The following is an 18,646-nucleotide window of genomic DNA, read 5'->3' on the forward strand; positions in this document are numbered from 1 at the left end:
TACTTAACCATACTTAACCTTTCTATTTATACTAAGAGATATTAAGCATGTAAAAATATTATTAGATGTCTTGTTTATAAAACACATGTCACTATAAATAGTTGTTTACAGCAAATTGAATGGACATTATACTAACAGCCTAACTTTGAGGAATTAAGTATGTCTATCAATAATAATGCGCTAAGTACCTACCGGCTTTTGAAAGCAACTGCTGAAGTTGCTGAAAAGTCACTAGAAGGACGTATACAACATTATCGCGCTCATCTTAAATCTGAAGAAAAAGAATTAAGAACTTATACGCAAAAAGCTGCTGCCGATCTGCTTGGTTGTAACAATCGTACCTTAAAAAGACGCCACGACAATGGTGATTTTGATAATTTAAATATCAAACGTGGTGCTAATGGTCATTATGCTTACACTTTGGTAAATATTTTTGCCATGGCCGATATTATGGATATTCAGCCAGATCACCGTACTGGAGATGACAAACTACAAGTTATTGTAATTAACTCCCTAAAAGGCGGTTGTGGTAAAACAACTAGTATGGTTAATATTGCAGCAGCACTGGCAACTACAAATATAAAACGCTACCGTATTGGTATTATTGATTTAGATCCTCAAGGTTCATCATCTAGCTTTTTTCCATCAGCAGAGCCCGATCCAATCACCGTTGGCGATTTAATGCGTGATTGTATTGAATTAGACGAAGGTGAAACGTGGCCTGAATTTGTATCAAGCTCATTTTTACCTACACATATTCCAAATATTCGTGTTTTACCATCTGGTATGGATGATTTTTATTTTGAACACGAAACAGCAACTTTACTCAAAGACACCTCAAATTACGAACAAACCCGTCATTATCATAAGTTACTTGAAAAAGTAATAGACCCAGTAAAAGACGAGTTTGATGTGTTATTAATCGACACAGCACCAACCCTTAACTTTATGTTTTATAATGCATTAATGGCATCTACAGCGATGCTAATACCAGTTCACCCTGAAGCGGTAGACTTTGATGCTAATAATAAATATTTAAAACGTTTAGGCGAGATTTATCATACAGTTGCAGCCCTAGGCCATGAAGGATGGGACTTTATGCAGTTTTTAGTAACTAACTATGTAAAAGGTAACCATTCACAACGCGATATTGTTAAAGATGTTCGTAGTGCTTTTGGTCGTCAAGTAATGAGTTACCCAATTAATCATAGCTCAGCAATAACAGCCAGTTCGTCTTCTTTTAACACTATTTTTGATCAAAAAGCGTCAGATAGTTTAGCTAGTCGCGAATCGTTAATGCGTGCCCAAGAAAATATAAAAGATGTAGTTGATGAGCTTGAAATGCTGATCCGCTCTAATTGGCAATCTACACAATCAAAACTAAATACCCCTAAGTAAGGATGTTAAACAAAAATGGCTAAAAAACGTAAAAATGACACCCGCTTAGACCCTTTTGCAACAGCGGTCGGTAGTAGTAGTCTTGATGCTTTATTAGAGCAAGCAAACGCAGGCGATGTAATTCGTATGCCTGCACCAAGCGATCCTACCCGAGAAATTACCCTAGTTTGTAAAGTAATTTCCCATAGTGACATTGAGTCAACAACCCAGGTATATGGCAAAAACCGCCGAGTACAATCGCTGTTAAATGAAAAGTCGGTATCCGACATTCTACCGGCAATAAAAGAAGATGGCCGTAATCAACACCCGGCACTTCTGTGGGATCAAGGTGATACAAGCTTAGTACTTGCGGGATCACGCCGTCGTAAAGCCTGCATTTTGGGTAATGCCGATTATTTAGTATTAAGCTCTAGTGACTTTACCGATAAAGATGCAAAAATTTTAGCTGTTTCCTCGGATCAATACATAGCACCTAGCTTATGGGAACTTGGACAAGCTTATCAAAACACTAAAAATGAATTAATTGAGCAAGGTAAAAAAGGTTCCTACCGTGAAATTGCAGTTATTGAGGGCGTGTCGCACACCGCGGTTGCCGATGCAATAAAAGCATACGAGCAAATCCCAGCAGATATTGTTGCACTTTACCCTACCGCTAATCATGTTGGTCGTGAAGTGGCTAAAAAGCTAATTAGCGCAAAGGAGCGCGACCAAGCAGCCTTTAACCAGCTAGTTGCTGACATTGCTAATCATGAAGACATAAACGCAGCAGCAAGCGATGACAAGCGTGCAATGGCTATTACTAAGTATTTAACTACCGAACCAAAAATAGCCGTTAAACGTGAAGTTGTGCTTGAGAGTAACTTTGTTTCAGTACAGCGCAGTTTAAAAAATGGTGATGTTTCAATAAAAATAAACAATAAAGTTATGACAGACAAGCGCTTAGAGCAACTTACTAAGCTATTAGCTGCATTTAACTAGTTAGTAAAATAATGATCTACAAGGGTGTTTGCTTAGTTAAATATTGATCTGAATACCCTTTGAGTTAGTAAAAAACTGATCCCATATAGCTAAACTTAAGCATAAAAGTGTAACTTACTTATATTAGATCAGATTTTTACTAACTAAATTGCCTTTTTATCTTAGATCCTTCCTGTTTCGCGCTTTGTTAGTATAAAGCTGATCTGTAAACCCCCTTCTTTGTTAGTAAGTTGTTTTTAACTTGTGAGTTAGCTGTGTTCTTTATTTTAAATAAATAATAATTAGCCCGGTATTTAGCTATAAATCAATTTTTTACTAAGCGCTCAGCTCCAACCAGTTTATTTAACGTTAATATTGCTTTAGCTCAGAGCATATAAGGCATATACTAAAAAAATTGTTTTTAAAATTTAATACTTTGAGTGACATGTCTGCTAACTTATCTAAAACTGATCTAATGGCTATTTTTGAAGAAATTAAAAATGAGCAGGCTACCCAGTTTCCTCTTTCTGAACGCTTCATTAAAAAATTGTTTAAGCCCGCCGTATTGGCTAAAGGTAAAGCGTATTATAAAAACGGCCAAATTAGCTGGTTAGAGCATAATAGCGATTTTTCAGTTGTGGATTCAACAGTACGTGGCGACAAAGGTATTTCGTTTAATCAACGTATTGAGATCAGTAAAGTACCTACTGGTTACTCGGTAGACACTCACTGTACTTGTAACGTTAAAACGAAATGCCGCCACCTAGCTGCTATTTTACTCAAGCTTAAAATAGAACACTCTGGTGAGTACGGCGAAGACTACTTTATTAATGATTGGTTTACTGAGCTCGGAGCACTTAAAAACAGCACCGAACAACCACCTTCACAAGTGCTTTTATTTGTATTAGATATAGAAAACAATAAAGTGTTTTTAACGCCAAAAATAGCTAATTACGATGAAAATCAAAGCTATGCCTTAGGCCGTAACCTTACCGAACAACAGCTAAACAGCTTTGTAACTCCTAGCGATTTATTAGAAAGCGACTTTAGATTATTTAGCTGGATACGCTCACAAAATGCAGTAGGTAATATTGAGCTTAAAGGGCAATGGGGTTTTAACGCACTACAACAACTTATAGCAACCGATAGGTTGTTTTTACAACGATCACGCGTATCTATTAAAGCGCAAACAGGTCAAGCGTTAAGCTTTAGTTGGCAGCAAGTAAAAGATCTTACCCAATTAAAAGTTAATTTAGAAAACAGCAAAAATTGGACACTAATTAAAACTACGCCACCTACTTATTTAGATCTCGATACTTATAAAGTAGGACGTATTCGCACGCCCTTAAGTGCAGATGAAATTGCCCACTTACAAACAATTCCAGCATTACACGATACTAATTTTGACCGTATTTATAAACAACTCGCTGATAACTTTGGCTCGGGTGTTATTCCGCATCCCACTAATGAAAAAAACAATACCTCAAAACTCTCTAGTAATGCTGTTTTAAAGGTAACAATGTCGGCGGAAGGCTTAACACTTTCGTTATTATTTAAATATAAAAATAAAAACTATTTGGCAGGCACCGCGCCAGAAACTCTAGTAAATAGTGCTTTTGAAAACACTGTAAAAAATGAGCTAATAAATTTAGGTTTCGATTTTTGTAAAGGGGGTTTACAAAGCGAGTTTATTTTTAATAAACAATCGCCCATTCATTTACACTGGTTAGTATATGAGGTGTTTCCTAGCTTTGTACAACGTGGCTGGAAAGTATCGGTTAGTAAAGTAAATGCTGTTAACCCACAAAGCCAAGTAGCTTTGCATGTGCACCGTACTGCGGGCCATCAAATGCAGTGCAAAATTATATTAAACGATGCTAAAGCTACGTTATTATTTAATCAAACTGATGCTCATTATGAATCGTTAAATCGTCAAAGTGAGTTGTTTTATTACTACCCAATAGGTCGTGAGTTTGGCGCTATAAATAAAGCAGCGTTGCATTTGTTAAATGAGTTTAAACAACGATTTGAATTTATAAAAACCAGAGATGAGTTTAATATTCCGCTTTCATACTTGCCTGAACTGGTAAGTCATACTGCTATAAATGTTGAACTACACGACGAATCATTGTCGCGTTATTTAGAAGAGCTAAATAGTAATGACCAGTCGCGCCCCACTACGCTTATACAAGGGTTAAATGACTCAGTTGTATTGCGCGAGTATCAGCAGCAAGGGGTTGCGTGGTTAAACTTTTTAAAGCGTCATCAGCTTGGCGGAATTTTAGCAGACGACATGGGCTTAGGTAAAACACTGCAAGTTATTGCTTACCTAACAAGTAGTTATAATAATGCGCAGGCAGGCCCTACACTTATTGTGTGCCCTACAAGCCTAGTAAGCAATTGGGAAAAAGAAATAACCAAGTTTGCTAAAAACTTAAAAGTAACCACTATTTTTGGTGCCCAGCGTAATGAGTTATTACAAAATGTAGCGCAAGCACAATGTATATTAACTACTTATCCGCTACTTAAACGCGATATTGCGTATTATTCACCACTTTATTTTGAAAATATTATACTCGACGAAGCGCAATATATTAAAAACGATACCGCCCAGGTATCGCGTTTAGTAAAGCGCCTTAATGCCGACTTTAAGCTTTGCTTAAGTGGTACGCCAATAGAGAACAACTTGTTTGAGCTTAAATCATTACTTGATTTTGCTATGCCGTCATTACTTGGCTCACAAACGCATTTTAAAACTCACTTTCAAACGCCAATTGAGCGTGAGAGCAATGCAGAGCGAGCACAGCAGCTTAAAGACTTAATTATGCCGTTTATATTACGCCGTACTAAAGCGCAAGTTGCTCAAGAGTTACCGCTAAAAACAGAGTTAATTAAAGAGTTTGAATTTGAGCCAAAACAAAAAGAAATGTACCACAGTATTACCCAGGCATTAGAAGAAAAACTAACTGATCTGTTTTCTGAACAAGGCATGCAAAAAAGTAAACTTGCCTTTTTAGAAGCACTGCTAAAATTAAGGCAAATTTGTTGTCACCCTAAATTAATAGAACCAACAACTCAGGCCGGCAGTGCAAAGCTAGAATGGCTAAGTAATCGCTTACCGCTAATGCTAAGCCTAGGTAGAAAAGTAATTATATTTAGTCAGTTTACTTCTGCGCTCGATCTTATTGCTGAACGTCTAAAAGAAATAAATATAAACTTTAGTTTATTAACCGGACAAACACGCCAGCGCGATAAAGTAATTGATGAGTTTACCAGTGGTGCAACATCGGTGTTTTTAATTAGTTTAAAAGCCGGTGGTACGGGGCTTAATTTAACGCAAGCCGACACGGTAATTCATTACGATCCTTGGTGGAACCCAGCAGTAGAAAAACAAGCCACAGATCGTGCTTATCGTATTGGCCAAACTAACCCAGTGTTTGTGTATAAACTTATTATGGCAAATTCAATTGAAGAAAAAGTATTTAAAATGCAACAAGACAAGCAAGCTCTTGTAGATGCATTATTTACCGAAAAATCAATGAGTTTTACCCAGTTTGACGAGCAACAAATGCTCTCTTTAATTAAAGATTAAAATATTTTTAAATATCCAGATCTTTTTTGAACTTAATTAAATATGCAGCGTCTACTATTATGCTAGCGGTTGAATTGCAGTTTAACCAAGCATTATGTTGATTTCCCATTTAGTTACTTAAATAAGTAATGATTTAGCCAGCCCACTTTAGGGCTGGCTTTTTTTATGCCTTTTTTACACGGCTGCTTTGCACATAAACTTAAGTTTATTTTTTTTGAACTTAATTAAATATTCAACGTCTACTATATTGCTAGCGGTTGAATTGCAGTTCAACCAAGTTTCATGTTGATCCCCCCCTATTTAGTTACTAAATTTAGTAATGATTAAGCCAACTCATTTGAGTTGGTTTTTTTTGCAAAAAATTACTTAGTAGCCCTCTAAACAACATATAAATAAATTTAAATTATTATTGAACTAAATACTCAACTTGCCGTCTACTATTATGCTTGTTATTACATTGCAGTTAATTCAAGTTTCATGTTGATTCCCCTATTTAGTTACTAAGTTTAGTAATGATTGAGCCAGCTCGTTTGAGTTGGCTTTTTTTTTGCAAAAAATACTTAGTAGCCCTCTAAACAACTTATAAATAAATTTAAATTATTGTTGAACCAAATATTAAATTTGCCGTCTACTATTATGCTTGTTATTACATTGCAGTTAATTCAAGTTTCATGTTGATTCCCCTATTTAGTTACTAAGTTTAGTAATGATTGAGCCAGCTCGTTGGAGTTGGCTTTTTTTTTGCAAAAATACTTAGCAGCCCTCTAAACAACATATAAATAAATTTAAATTATTGTTGAACTAAATACTCAACTTGCCGTCTACTATTATGCTTGTGGTGAATTGTTGTTAACGCCAGTTTCATGTTGATTTCCCTATTTGGTTACTAGTTTTAGTAATGTTAGGCCAACCTTTTGTAGGTTGGCTTTTTTTATGCCTTTAATTTATATCCCGCCCTACTGCTATCGATAGTTATTCGTTATGATGGCATGTCTCTAAATTTAATAAGTTTATTTTATGTTTTCTCAGTTATTAACTCATATTGATTGGCTAAGTGTCGGCGTAGGCGTTACCGCAGGTGGCGTACTTTGTAGCCTAGTATCTGCATCGCTTAGTAAAAAATTAAAACAACAACTTAGTGAGCAACAACAGCAGTTGTCGTTATTGCAAAGTCAGTTTGATAACAAAACCCTGCAGTACACCCAATTAGCGGATGATCACGAACTTTTAGAGCATAGCCATCAAGAGCAACGCGACCAAGCACAGCACTTTAAAACCCGCTTTACCGAGCAAGAAAAACAAAGCCAGCAATATAATCAGTTTTGGCAAAAAGCTGAAGCTGAGCTAAGTGCACTGCGCAAACAGTATAGCCAACGCGATGTAGAGCTAAATAATATACGCACTACGCTTGAGCAAAAACAACAACACTTTAGCGAGCAACTTGCGCAAATAGAGCAAAGCAAAGAGATGCTTAAAAAAGAGTTCGAAAACTTAGCAAATCAAATTTTAGAAGAAAAATCACAAAAGTTTAAAGTGCTCAATCAAGAAAGCATTGAGCAACTATTAAAACCAGTGCAAGGCGAGCTAAAAGGTTTTCGCGACAAAATGGAGTCAATCCATGTTGAAGACTTAAAGCAACGCGCCGCGCTTAAAACCGAGTTATTGCATTTACAAGCAAAAAGCCAAGCCATAACCGAGCAAGCCGACAGGCTCAGTAACGCCCTACAAGGACAAAAGAAAACCCAAGGTAATTGGGGCGAGTTAATGCTAGAAAACGTGCTAGACAGCGCAGGCTTACGCGCAGGCGTAGACTACAAACGCGAGGTGTCGTTTAACACCGAAGATGGCCGCTTACGCCCCGATGTAGTTGTGTATTTACCCCAAGGTCGCCATTTAGTTATTGACGCTAAAACTTCGTTAAACGCCTACACACGCTATGTTAACGCCGATAACGAGCTAGCAGCACAGCAAGCTATTAAAGAGCACGTTGAGGCTGTTAAGGCGCGTATAAACGAGCTTGCGAGTAAATCGTACGACCGTCTACCTGGGCTTAACTCGCCCGAAGTAGTGGTGATGTTTGTACCAATAGAATCAGCCTTTGTTGAAGCGCTTAAATACCAAAGTGATATTTACCAGCAAGCAATCGAAAAAAATATTTTAGTGGCAACCCCCACTACCTTGCTCACTAGTTTAAATATAGTTAAACAGCTATGGCGCTTTGAAGAACAAACTAAATACTCAAAAGAACTGGCAGCCCGAGCCGAGCGTTTTTATAACAAGCTCAACGGCTTTTTAACCAGCATGGAAGGGGTTGGCAAACAGCTCGATCGTGCTAAAGAAAGCTACGACAAAGCGTTTTCGCAGCTTTACCGAGGTAAAGGTAACTTAATTAAACAGGCAAGCGAGTTTAAAGAGCTGGGTGTATCGGTACAAAAAGAATTACCAGCAGAGAGCGTTGAACGTGCAAATTTAGAATTAGATTAACTGCGTAGCTAAAGGATTAGGTATTTAAAAACTGTCACCTTCATTGCACATCTAATGACTACTTTAATTAACATGGCGTATTAATTCCCTTTTTCAGCTCAATCCCTTAATAACGCGATAAACGCTCAGATCCTATTTGGCTTATTTGCTAAAGTAGCGGGGTCAGTATTTATTTAATAAACACCCCCTAGGAAACGCGATGAAAATAATTAAAACCTCAGCACTGTTAGTTGCCATTATGGCGGGTATAACCATACAAGGGTGTTCTATGACATCAAATACATCACCATTAACAACCGGTAATGCAGTTACAGCTATTAGTAACCCGCTTACTCTTGAGCAAATATATAAAGATAAATACTTTAAAGCACAGCGTAGTACTTACTTTAAATGGTTAGATGATGGCACTGGCTACACAGTACTTGAGCAACGTGAAGCCGATAAAAAAGTAGCCGTTAAAACTGATGACGAAAAAGAGCACGGAGTAAAAGGCAACGACATTGTGTTTTACAACGCCGATGGCACAGGGCGAAAAGTGCTGGTTGCTTTTGAAAAGTTACTGCCAGAGGGCGCAGATGAAGCGTTTGCAATTGAAAGTTATCAATTTTCAAAAGATGGCCAGTGGCTTATGGTATTTACCAACAGTGAGCAAGTATGGCGTTCGCGCAGCCGAGGAGATTTTTGGTTACTTAACTTAAATACGAATAAACTCTCGCAGTTAGGCGGCGAAAACCCTGAGCCTAAAAAGCTTATGTTTGCTAAGTTCTCTCCCGACAGCTCAAAAGTAGCGTATGTACGCGATAATAATATTTATATGCAAGCAGTTGGCAGCAATGCCGTTAGCGCATTAACAACCGATGGCAGCGCTACCCTAGTTAATGGTAATTTTGATTGGGTATACGAAGAAGAATTTTCTATTCGTGATGGCTTTAGTTGGAGCCCAGATAATAAATCAATCGCGTATTGGCAGCTCGATACTAGCGGCGTTAAATACTTTACCATGATCAACAACACCAAAGCGCTCTACCCTAGCCTTACTGAATTTCCATACCCTAAAGCAGGCGAAACTAACTCAGCAGTACGCGTAGGCGTAGTGAGCCTGAGTGACAAGCAAATCCGTTGGGCTAAGCTTGAGGGCGATAACCGCGATCGTTACATACCACGCATTAGCTGGGCAGGCGATGGTGAGTCGTTACTGATCCAAGATTTAAACCGCCCACAAAATCATAATAATTTATGGTTATTTAATTGGCAAAAGCAGCAGCTAACTAAAATACTGACAGAAAAAGACGATGCGTTTATTGAATGGTTTTATAGTGCTAATTGGTCAAAAAGCGGTGAGTTTTTTATTTGGCACAGCGAGCGCGACGGCTGGCGTCATTTATATCGTATATCGCGCGATGGCAAAACAATTATTGACCTAACCCCAGGTGATTACGACATTGTTGATATGCTTGCAATCAACGAAGATAAAAACGTATTGTACTTTAGTGCATCGCCAGATGATGCAGCGCAGCGCTATTTGTATCGCACAGCAATAGATGGCAGCAGTAAACCAGTACGAGTAACACCAGAGCAGTTTAACGGCTCCAACAGTTATTACGTGTCAAAGGATGCTTCTTGGGCCATGCACACCTATTCTAAATTTGGTCAGCCGGCAGTTAAGCAAATTATTAAGGTGAGCGATCACAGTAATGTAAAAACCTTGGTCGAAAACAGCGAGCTGAAACAAAAATTAGCAGAGCAAAGTTTACCAAACCACGAATTTTTTAAAGTAGCCGCGCGTGATGGCACCGAGCTTGACGGTTATATTATGTTTCCTGCGGATATGGATCCAAATAAAAAGTACCCAATCGTATTTTACGTTTATGGCGAACCATGGGGATCAACCGTACAAGATCGCTTTGAAGGCAATAGCTATTTATACAAATCGTTATTAACTCAAAAAGGCTTTATTGTTGCATCGGTTGATAATCGTGGTACACGCGCGCCAAAAGGCCGTGATTGGCGCAAATCTATTTATAAAAAAATAGGCTCAATTACAGTGCAAGACCAAGTTGATGCTTTAGATGCGATGGCTAAACGCTGGGATGTAATAGACTCAGAGCGGGTTGGCGTATGGGGACACTCTGGCGGCGGTAGCTCTACACTTAATTTATTATTTCGTCACGGCGACAAATTTAAAGTAGGTATTGCTTCAGCACCTGTGCCCGATATACGTTTATACGACACCATTTATCAAGAGCGTTATTCGGGTAACCCAAACACCGATCCACAAAGCTATGATAATACCTCGCCAATTAGTTTTGCTAAAAACCTCAGCGGTAAATTATTACTGATCCACGGTACTGGCGACGATAACGTGCACTATCAGGGATCTGAGCGTTTAATTGACGAGCTTGTTAAGCACAATAAACAATTTGAGTTTTTTGCTTATCCTAATCGCTCACATAGCTTAAAAGAAGGCAAAGGAACGGCTTTGCATTACCACACTATGATGGCCGAATTTTTTGAGAAAAATTTACTAAAATAATTTTGATTTATTATTAAAAACAAAAAAGCCACAATTTTTAATTGTGGCTTTTTTGTGCAAGTTGTAATGGGGGTTTACAGTTTTTTATAGGTGCTAAATAGTTTCACAAACTATGCCACAACAGTTAAAATTGCTCGTCGTATTGACTAATGTGCTTGTACACACCTGTGGTGGTGTTTGTGGTAATAAATTCAATGTTGTATTTATGAAATGCATCACCCATTTCCATACCTGGTGTGCCTAGTGGCATTGCGGGTACGGTTAAACCGATAATATGCGCTGGGTGTTTTTCCGATAAAAATTGTTTAATAAATTTAGCCGGTACGTGGCCTTCAAACACAAAACCGTTGGCCGACACAGCTGTATGACATGAGCGCTGGTTAGGCTTTATTTGATATTGCGATTTTATTAACCCCATATCGTCTGCATCAATGGCTTTTGTATTAATGTCGCTTTGATTTATATGCTCAATCCAGCCTTTGCAACAGCCACAGTTTTTATCTTTATAAACAGTAAGCTTTAACTCCTGCTTTTTGATGCTATCGGCTGAGCTAGTTGCTTTATGTACTTGCGGTGATTGCTCAGAGCACGCGGCCATAAGAGGCAGTGCTAGTGCTAAAAGCACGCTTGAGGTGATTTTAATTATACGCATAATTAACGCCTTAATTTGACCAATGAATATGAGTTATTTTCCAGCCTGAATCGGTGTTTTTTAAGGTGATTGACTCCATACCTGTGGCGCTTATTTCTTTACCTTTATAGTTGCCATGGCTTTTACTTCTTGATACCGAGTAAGCCATATCACCATTAATAAACACTTGGTGCTCTAACAGGTCGCTGTTAATTGCACTTAGGTATTTCATGTCAGCTAACATGTGGTGGTTAGCGTATTCATCGGCTGAGCGCTCAACGCCGCCTCCTTCAAAAATAATCACATCATCGGCTAGTAATTGTCGAGCAGTTACTTTATCGCCTTGCTTAAGCGCAGTATGAAACGAGCTAACAACTTTTGCTGCAGCACTGCTTACATTAACAAATAAAGCTGATTTTTTTGCGTGCTCTTCATCACCATGCGCGTTTACAGTAAAAGAGCTTGTTGCAGTAAGTAACAGCGCTGAGATCAATCCAAATTTAGGGTGTTTTATTAACATGTTTTTCTCTTTATAAGATAAATTATACGGGCGGCCCAACGAGCGTGGTAAATACACTGGTGGTTAGCAATACACACACGGCAATAACCATTTCAACAGAAATAGAACGCTTTAAAGTAACAACATGATGTTGCTGTGTAATTTGCGGAACTAAACGTAGTTTATGCCAAGCACCCAGTAGTAACATAGCACTCACTAACAACAGTTTTAACATTATTAGCTGGCCATAATTTGAAGTAAATAATACAGAAAATGAATTTAAGTATTGCCATAATAAGGTTATACCAGATATGAGCAGTACCGCTATGATAATAATTGCTAGCTGTCCAAAGCGTTCCATTAAATGCTTTATCGTATTTAACGATAGCAGTTGGCAACTTTTATAAAGAGGCCATAGTGAGCCAATCCAACTAGCAATGGCAATTAAATGCAGTGTTAATATACTTTTAATTAATAGGCCTTTTTCGGCGCTGTGGCCGGTTAAGGTAAAGCTATAGGTAAGGATAACAAGTGCTAATAGTGTAATAACAAAATTAGCCACGTTAGCTGAGTTTGAATGGGTGCGCCAAGTGCACACCGCAAACAAGGCAATTATAAATGCAGGCACTCTAATACTTACCTGCTCACCAATTACTGATTGCCAAATTATATCCAGCATGAAGGGGTCTATCATGCCAGCAAAACCAGATTCAGCCATGGCCCCCGCTTCAATTGGTATTTGTAATATTGCACCAATAAAGCCCACCATAACAAGGGTGATTTGCCAGCGCTTTAAATACCGATTAAAACAGCTTAATTGTTTATCTGGCGTTGTACTCTCATTATTAAGTAAGCGTATTAGCAAGCAGCCCGCAAGGGCTGCAATAGCTAAATAGCTTACTATTTTTAATAATAGTAACAGCACTGACCAATCACTTAATTGCATTATATGACTACCTAATGATTATGTTGTTTATGCGGAGCAGACATATTTTTCATTTTAGAATGTGCGTCGCTGCTGTGCAGCATAAAGTCAAAATTGCCTGACATTTTATGGCCATCGCCACCAAGCGCTATCCATTTAACTGTGTAATTACCTTGTTCAAGCTTGGGCAACGGCCAGCTAAAGTTGCTATTAGCTTTTGCACTGGGTTTAAAGTTAAAATCTACTTGCTTGTTTGCAGCATCACTTAAGAGTACTTTGGCAAGTTGTACTTCGCCGCTAAACGTTAATGTAAGTTGCTCTGGACTTTGCATTAGCATCGCACTATTTTGTGGTGTTGATTGCTTTAGCGAAATATGAGCTGATGCCGAAAAGCTTAAAGCTAAGCCTAAAATTGCCGCAATAGTTATAAATTTCATAATTACCTCTTATTTTTAAATATTAAAACCAAAATTTTATACCGGCAACAAACTCAGTATCGTTGCTGCTCTGCTCGTTTAGCTTGGCGTAATCTGCTGTGCTACCAAATTTATTAGTCCACTCTACACCTACATAAGGTGCAAATTGGCGAGTAAATTCATAACGAACCCTAACGCCAATAGCAGTACTAGATAGTCCACTGCCTAGCTCATTTTGTTCATCGTCTTTACCATAAAATGTTATTTCAGCACGAGGCTGTATAATGAGCCTTTGTGTTAAAAGCAGCTCATATTCAGCTTCTGCTGTAAATGCTGTATTGCCGCTCTCACCTACATACGCTGTCATATCAAGCTCAAACCAATAAGGTGCTAAGCCTTGAATACCAAACGCTAACCATTGACGGTTTTTGCCCTCTTTATAATAATCGTAGCGAATACCGACTTGCGTATCCCAATAAGCCGAAATTGCATGGCCCCATAAAATATCAGTTTGATTTTCTTCAAGCTTGCCATCACTAACATCGCCCTCGGTTTTTATCACTAATCGATTAAATGTGGTGCCGTACCACGCTTGTAAATCGAAAACAGCAGCATCGGCTTGTTCGTTATACTCAAGGCGATCACCTAAAATAGCGTAAAACTTATGCTCATCTGCAAGGGTTAAGCGCTCGCCATCAGCTAAAGCATATGGCCCTTGCGTTAAGGTTGTGCCATTAGCATAAGCGTGTGGATCGCGAGCATTTTTAGGGGCATCGCCGCCTTGCTGCTGCATTTTATCGCCCGCCATATCGCCAGACATGTCGCCCATTTCAGTTTGAGCAAACACATGCAGGCTCAATAACGGTGCACTAATTAATAGTGCACTAGTAAGTACTGTTGATAAGGTTAAATTTCTCATGATACAACCACCTCTCTAAACATACCTGCATCCATATGAAATAGTAAATGACAATGCCAAGCCCAACGACCAACATCATGTGGCGTAGTTAAAAAGCTAATTCTTTGGGCGGGCTGTACCATTATGGTATGGCGGCGAACTAACACATCACCTTGATCGTTCTCCAAGTCGCTCCACATACCATGTAAATGCATAGGGTGTGTCATCATGGTATCGTTTTGTAAAATAACTCGTACCCGCTGATTATGCTTCATATGCACAGGAGTACTTTTACCAAACTCTAAGCCATCAAAAGACCAGCTGTAGCGTTCCATATTACCGGTTAAATGTAGCTCTATTTCGGCTTCGGGTGCTTGGTGGTCAACTATGCCATCAAGAGAGCGTAAATCTGCGAGTGTTAAAACACGACGGCCGTTATTACGCAGCCCAATACCAGGATCGTCTAAGTTTGTGCGTGGCGTATCAACGCGCATATCAACTGAGGCGCCATATTCTGTTTTAGCGTGGCGAACTTTCTGACTTGGAACAGCCAGTGGGTTTCCACCCATATTATGCTGACTATGGTCCATAGCCATTGCACCATGGTCCATTGTGCTGTGATCCATTGCCCCCTTATCCATACTGGTTTTGTCCATGCTAGCGTGGCCCATAGCGCTGTGATCCATTCCAGGCATAGCAGAGTGATCCATATTGCCCATCATATCCCTCATTGCTAACCACTCAACGGGGTCAAGTGCAGGCACTGGCGCATCAATATTAGCAGCGACAGACAAAGTCCCTTTGGCATAACCTGAGCGGTCCATGCTTTGTGCAAAAATTGTGTATGCGTCATTCTTAGGTTCAACAACCACATCGTAGGTTTCACCTGGACCAAAGCGAAACTCATCTACGGTGACAGGTTCAACATTTTGTCCATCTGCTTGTACCACAGTTAATTTTAACTCTGGGATACGTACATCAAAAAAGGTGTTACTTGAGCCATTAATAAATCTTAAACGTACTTTTTCGCCCGCTTTAAACAGCCCACGCCAATTAGCCATTGGTGCAGTACCATTCATTAAATAGGTCATTGCCGAAGCCGATAAATCAGCTAAATCGGTTGGACTCATTCGCATCTGGTTCCACATTTCACGTCGTTGAAGTGCATTAGCAACGCCGCTTGTTGCTATGTCATCAAAAAACTCAGGTACAGTGGGCTGATTAAAGTTAAACACATCCCCCTGAATTTTTAATTTACGGAATAACTCCATAGGATCATCATCAGTCCAATCAGAGAGTTGAATAATATGTTCATTATCTGCGCTGATAACATCTTGCTCACGAGGCTCAATAATTAACGCCCCATACATACCGGTCATTTCTTGAAAACCACTGTGTGAGTGATACCAATAAGTACCGCTTTGTTGTAACTTAAATTTATAAACAAACGTTTCGCCAGGCATAATGCCTTTAAAGCTAATGCCCGGTACACCATCCATTTGATACGGTAAAATAATACCATGCCAGTGAATAGAGCTAGGTACCGCTAAATTGTTGGTAACGCGAATGGTCACGTCGTCACCTTCTTTAAGGCGTAATGTTGGCGCGGGAATAGAGCCATTAATGGTGGTAGCCATACGCACCACACCGGTAAAATTTACCGGGGACTCATCAATAACCAAGTCAATAACTTTACCGCTCAACTCCGGCACTGTACCTGTTAATGTTGATGCCGCTAAAGATGATGCTGCATGTAATACAGTTGGAAAAGCTGCCAGCACACCGCCTGCAATTAATCCTTGAACAAAACGCCTACGTGGCTTTGAAATGTGCTGTAATGACTCTTTAAAACCCATTTTATTACACCTGAATAGCAAAATATGCATTGAGTATAATATTTAAACCTGACATCGACATGACGCGAACATTACAAAGTTGTAATCTTAATGTCATGTTGCTGTTGTAGCGCATATGGCATAGTGCTGTTTAAGTGATAACTAAAATCAGAATAAAAGTAACAAAGGAATTATATGCGCTTACTAATCGTTGAAGACGAGATTAAAACCGGTGATTACTTAAAACAGGGCTTAACCGAAGCCGGCTTTCAGGTTTGTTTGGCGCGCAATGGCCTTGACGGTCACCATTTAGCAATGACTGAATTATTTGATGTGATTATATTAGATATAATGTTGCCCGATGTATCTGGCTGGCGAATTTTAGAGTCGGTACGAGAAGCCAAAAATGACACGCCAGTATTATTTTTATCGGCTCGCGATAGTGTTGATGACAGAGTAAAAGGGCTTGAACTTGGCGCAGATGATTACTTAATAAAACCGTTTGCTTTCTCAGAAGTACTTGCTCGAGTGCGTACGCTAATTCGCCGCGGTGGCGTGCAAAAAGTGGCCGACATACTCACGATTGCAGACTTAGAAATGGATATACCAAAGCGTAAAATACAACGTGCAGGTAAGCGTATTTTACTCAGTAATAAAGAATTTAGCTTATTAGAGCTGTTACTGCGCCGAGAAGGCGAAGTGTTATCTCGCTCACTTATCGCGTCGCAAGTATGGGATATGAACTTTGAAAGTGATACCAATGTAATCGATGTTGCAATTAGACGCCTGCGGGGCAAGGTTGACGATGACTATAGCATTAAACTTATTCATACAGTGCGCGGTATGGGCTATAAATTAGAGGTCGAAAATGCCCAAAACTAACGCTCGACCTATGTCGCTGACCATGCGGGTAGTGTTGTTTATTGCTGTTACTGTAATAGCCTGTTTAACCTTAGTGGCGTCATTAATTAACTCCTCCATTGAACATCACTTTATTGAGCAAGACAGTGGCGAGTTAAAGGTTATTAGCCAGTCAGTTGCAGCTGTTTTAGCCCAGCAGCATAGCTCAAGTACAGCATTGGGGCAGGCATTATCCAAAGCTGTAGCAGGGCATCATGGTGTTTATTATCAAGTAAATAGCCAACAAGGAACCTTAATTTACCAAAGTTCAGATCGCGATTTTACTAAGCAGATTATGAGCGCGCCATCGGCGCTTGGTTTTAACCGCGATAACATAGTGCTTTGGCAAGCTAATGATCATACCTATCGCGCATTAGTCAGCGACTTTAACGTGCAGCAACAGCAATATAAAATTACCGCCGCCATTGATATGAGCTTTCATAAACATTTTTTGCGCCAATTTAAACAAAGTCTATGGGTGATTATGTTTGGCTCAGCGGTGCTCATTTTACTCGTTGCTTGGTTTGCGGTACATCAGGGGTTAAATCCACTACGTGGCTTAAGCAAAAAAATATATGACATTCAAACCCATAAAATGGATGTTAGGTTAGATGAAAGTAAAGTGCCGATTGAGCTGGTGAATATGGTGCATTCATTTAATGCCATGTTGGATAGATTACAAGATGAGTTTATGCGCTTATCAAATTTTTCTACCGATATAGCTCACGAACTGCGTACTCCGCTTACTAACATTATTACTCAAACACAAGTTGGCTTAACAAAAAAACGCGACCTTGTGCAATACCAAGAACTGTTGTTTTCAAACCTTGAAGAACTAGAGCGACTAACAAAAATGGTTAGTGATATGTTGTGGTTGGCAAAAACTCAAAATGGACTAATAAAAGCACAACAACAAGTATTACAAAGTGATGAAGAAATAGACGCGTTACTAGAATACTTTGATGCGGTAGCTGAAGATGCCAATATTACCTTTATTAAACAAGGTAGTAATGTTGAGTTTTATTGTGAACAATTACACTTTAGGCAGTTGTTATCTAATTTATTATCAAATGCGATTAGGTATACTCCAGCAGGCGAATCAATAACTATTAAGAGTGAGCGCATTGGCAGTGATCAAGTGTGTATTTCGGTTATTAACCCAGGCGAAAAAATAGCAGCAGAGCATTTACCCTATTTATTTGACCGATTTTATCGAGCCGATAAATCAAGGCAGCGACAAGGCAACGGCGCGGGTTTAGGGCTTGCGATAGTAAAAGCGCTAGTTACAGCAAATGGGGGCGAAATAGTGGTAACCTCAAATGAAAACACTCGCTTTAACGTGTTTTTTAAACACATAAAAAGTTGAGCTTAACCCTCTTATTAGCACAGTAGCCATAGCGTAAAATACAATTTAAATTGTGGCTTTATTATGCAAACTGTAATGGGGGTTTACAGTTTGCATAAGCGAAAACCAACGAAAAAAAGCAGTGCCAATTAACATTAGCGTTTAGTATTATCGATTGACACAAAAAGTACCAATTGTAGGTCGGATAAGCGAAGCGCCATCCGACACAGTAA

At 39.1% G+C, this 18,646-nt stretch carries 13 protein-coding genes; 7 read left to right on the plus strand and 6 right to left on the minus strand.

From position 1 onward, the window contains the following. Positions 1-159: 159 nt before the first annotated feature. The 5 genes from PTRA_RS15655 (at position 160) to PTRA_RS15675 (ending at position 10,964) form a co-directional block, all read left to right on the plus strand. Positions 160-1,398, plus strand: coding sequence for an AAA family ATPase (locus PTRA_RS15655; RefSeq protein ID WP_058374625.1), 1,239 nt, complete (start codon positions 160-162; stop codon positions 1,396-1,398). Between the two features lie 15 nt (positions 1,399-1,413). Then, positions 1,414-2,376 carry a hypothetical protein gene (locus tag PTRA_RS15660; RefSeq protein WP_058374626.1) on the plus strand — a complete coding sequence of 321 codons (963 nt, stop codon included), beginning with the start codon at positions 1,414-1,416 and terminating at the stop codon, positions 2,374-2,376. A gap of 424 nt (positions 2,377-2,800) precedes the next feature. Further along, positions 2,801-5,947: a DEAD/DEAH box helicase gene (locus PTRA_RS15665; protein ID WP_058375139.1), complete on the plus strand. Its 3,147-nt coding sequence runs from the start codon at positions 2,801-2,803 to the stop codon at positions 5,945-5,947. Positions 5,948-6,964: 1,017 nt separating this feature from the next. Beyond that, on the plus strand, positions 6,965-8,431 hold the full coding sequence (locus PTRA_RS15670) for a DNA recombination protein RmuC (RefSeq protein ID WP_058374627.1): 1,467 nt from the start codon (positions 6,965-6,967) through the stop codon (positions 8,429-8,431). A gap of 199 nt (positions 8,432-8,630) precedes the next feature. Continuing rightward, positions 8,631-10,964 (plus strand): S9 family peptidase, encoded by a 2,334-nt coding sequence (locus tag PTRA_RS15675; protein WP_058374628.1) that lies wholly within the window; start codon positions 8,631-8,633, stop codon positions 10,962-10,964. Between the two features lie 124 nt (positions 10,965-11,088). On the opposite strand, the gene PTRA_RS15680 is transcribed toward PTRA_RS15675, so the two are convergent. The 6 genes from PTRA_RS15680 to PTRA_RS15705 are packed head-to-tail and all read right to left on the minus strand — an operon-like array spanning position 11,089 to position 16,189. After that, positions 11,089-11,616: a DUF411 domain-containing protein gene (locus PTRA_RS15680; protein WP_058374629.1), complete on the minus strand. Its 528-nt coding sequence runs from the start codon at positions 11,614-11,616 to the stop codon at positions 11,089-11,091. A gap of 10 nt (positions 11,617-11,626) precedes the next feature. Beyond that, entirely contained in the window at positions 11,627-12,115 is a 489-nt protein-coding gene (locus tag PTRA_RS15685) for a YybH family protein (protein ID WP_011329650.1), read from the minus strand. A 22-nt stretch (positions 12,116-12,137) separates the two neighbouring features. Beyond that, entirely contained in the window at positions 12,138-13,040 is a 903-nt protein-coding gene (locus PTRA_RS15690; RefSeq protein ID WP_058374630.1) for a copper resistance D family protein, read from the minus strand. 11 nt (positions 13,041-13,051) lie between these two features. Further along, positions 13,052-13,456 (minus strand): copper resistance CopC family protein, encoded by a 405-nt coding sequence (locus PTRA_RS15695; protein ID WP_058374631.1) that lies wholly within the window; start codon positions 13,454-13,456, stop codon positions 13,052-13,054. 22 nt (positions 13,457-13,478) lie between these two features. Next, the gene (locus tag PTRA_RS15700; protein ID WP_058374632.1) at positions 13,479-14,354 is read right to left on the minus strand and encodes a copper resistance protein B; all 876 of its coding nucleotides are present in this window, start codon (positions 14,352-14,354) and stop codon (positions 13,479-13,481) included. Then, positions 14,351-16,189: a copper resistance system multicopper oxidase gene (locus PTRA_RS15705; protein WP_058374633.1), complete on the minus strand. Its 1,839-nt coding sequence runs from the start codon at positions 16,187-16,189 to the stop codon at positions 14,351-14,353. The genes PTRA_RS15700 and PTRA_RS15705 overlap by 4 nt, the downstream gene beginning before the upstream one ends. 174 nt (positions 16,190-16,363) lie before the next feature. Between PTRA_RS15705 and PTRA_RS15710 the strand changes: the two genes are divergently transcribed. Both PTRA_RS15710 and PTRA_RS15715 read left to right on the plus strand, forming a co-directional pair. After that, complete coding sequence (locus PTRA_RS15710) at positions 16,364-17,050, plus strand: heavy metal response regulator transcription factor (protein ID WP_058374634.1); 687 nt, start codon at positions 16,364-16,366, stop codon at positions 17,048-17,050. Then, positions 17,037-18,434 carry a heavy metal sensor histidine kinase gene (locus tag PTRA_RS15715; protein WP_058374635.1) on the plus strand — a complete coding sequence of 466 codons (1,398 nt, stop codon included), beginning with the start codon at positions 17,037-17,039 and terminating at the stop codon, positions 18,432-18,434. The genes PTRA_RS15710 and PTRA_RS15715 overlap by 14 nt, the downstream gene beginning before the upstream one ends. Positions 18,435-18,646 lie beyond the last annotated feature (212 nt).

It is taken from the genome of Pseudoalteromonas translucida KMM 520 (assembly GCF_001465295.1).
Taxonomy (GTDB): Bacteria; Pseudomonadota; Gammaproteobacteria; order Enterobacterales; family Alteromonadaceae; genus Pseudoalteromonas; species Pseudoalteromonas translucida.

Coding starts and splice junctions, on each gene's coding strand:
- PTRA_RS15700 (WP_058374632.1), bottom strand. CDS start 14,354: ATGAGAAATTTAACCTTATCAACAGTACTTACTAGTGCACTATTAATT.
- PTRA_RS15670 (WP_058374627.1), top strand. CDS start 6,965: ATGTTTTCTCAGTTATTAACTCATATTGATTGGCTAAGTGTCGGCGTA.
- PTRA_RS15675 (WP_058374628.1), top strand. CDS start 8,631: ATGAAAATAATTAAAACCTCAGCACTGTTAGTTGCCATTATGGCGGGT.
- PTRA_RS15695 (WP_058374631.1), bottom strand. CDS start 13,456: ATGAAATTTATAACTATTGCGGCAATTTTAGGCTTAGCTTTAAGCTTT.
- PTRA_RS15655 (WP_058374625.1), top strand. CDS start 160: ATGTCTATCAATAATAATGCGCTAAGTACCTACCGGCTTTTGAAAGCA.
- PTRA_RS15715 (WP_058374635.1), top strand. CDS start 17,037: ATGCCCAAAACTAACGCTCGACCTATGTCGCTGACCATGCGGGTAGTG.
- PTRA_RS15680 (WP_058374629.1), bottom strand. CDS start 11,616: ATGCGTATAATTAAAATCACCTCAAGCGTGCTTTTAGCACTAGCACTG.
- PTRA_RS15685 (WP_011329650.1), bottom strand. CDS start 12,115: ATGTTAATAAAACACCCTAAATTTGGATTGATCTCAGCGCTGTTACTT.
- PTRA_RS15660 (WP_058374626.1), top strand. CDS start 1,414: ATGGCTAAAAAACGTAAAAATGACACCCGCTTAGACCCTTTTGCAACA.
- PTRA_RS15690 (WP_058374630.1), bottom strand. CDS start 13,040: ATGCAATTAAGTGATTGGTCAGTGCTGTTACTATTATTAAAAATAGTA.
- PTRA_RS15665 (WP_058375139.1), top strand. CDS start 2,801: ATGTCTGCTAACTTATCTAAAACTGATCTAATGGCTATTTTTGAAGAA.
- PTRA_RS15705 (WP_058374633.1), bottom strand. CDS start 16,189: ATGGGTTTTAAAGAGTCATTACAGCACATTTCAAAGCCACGTAGGCGT.
- PTRA_RS15710 (WP_058374634.1), top strand. CDS start 16,364: ATGCGCTTACTAATCGTTGAAGACGAGATTAAAACCGGTGATTACTTA.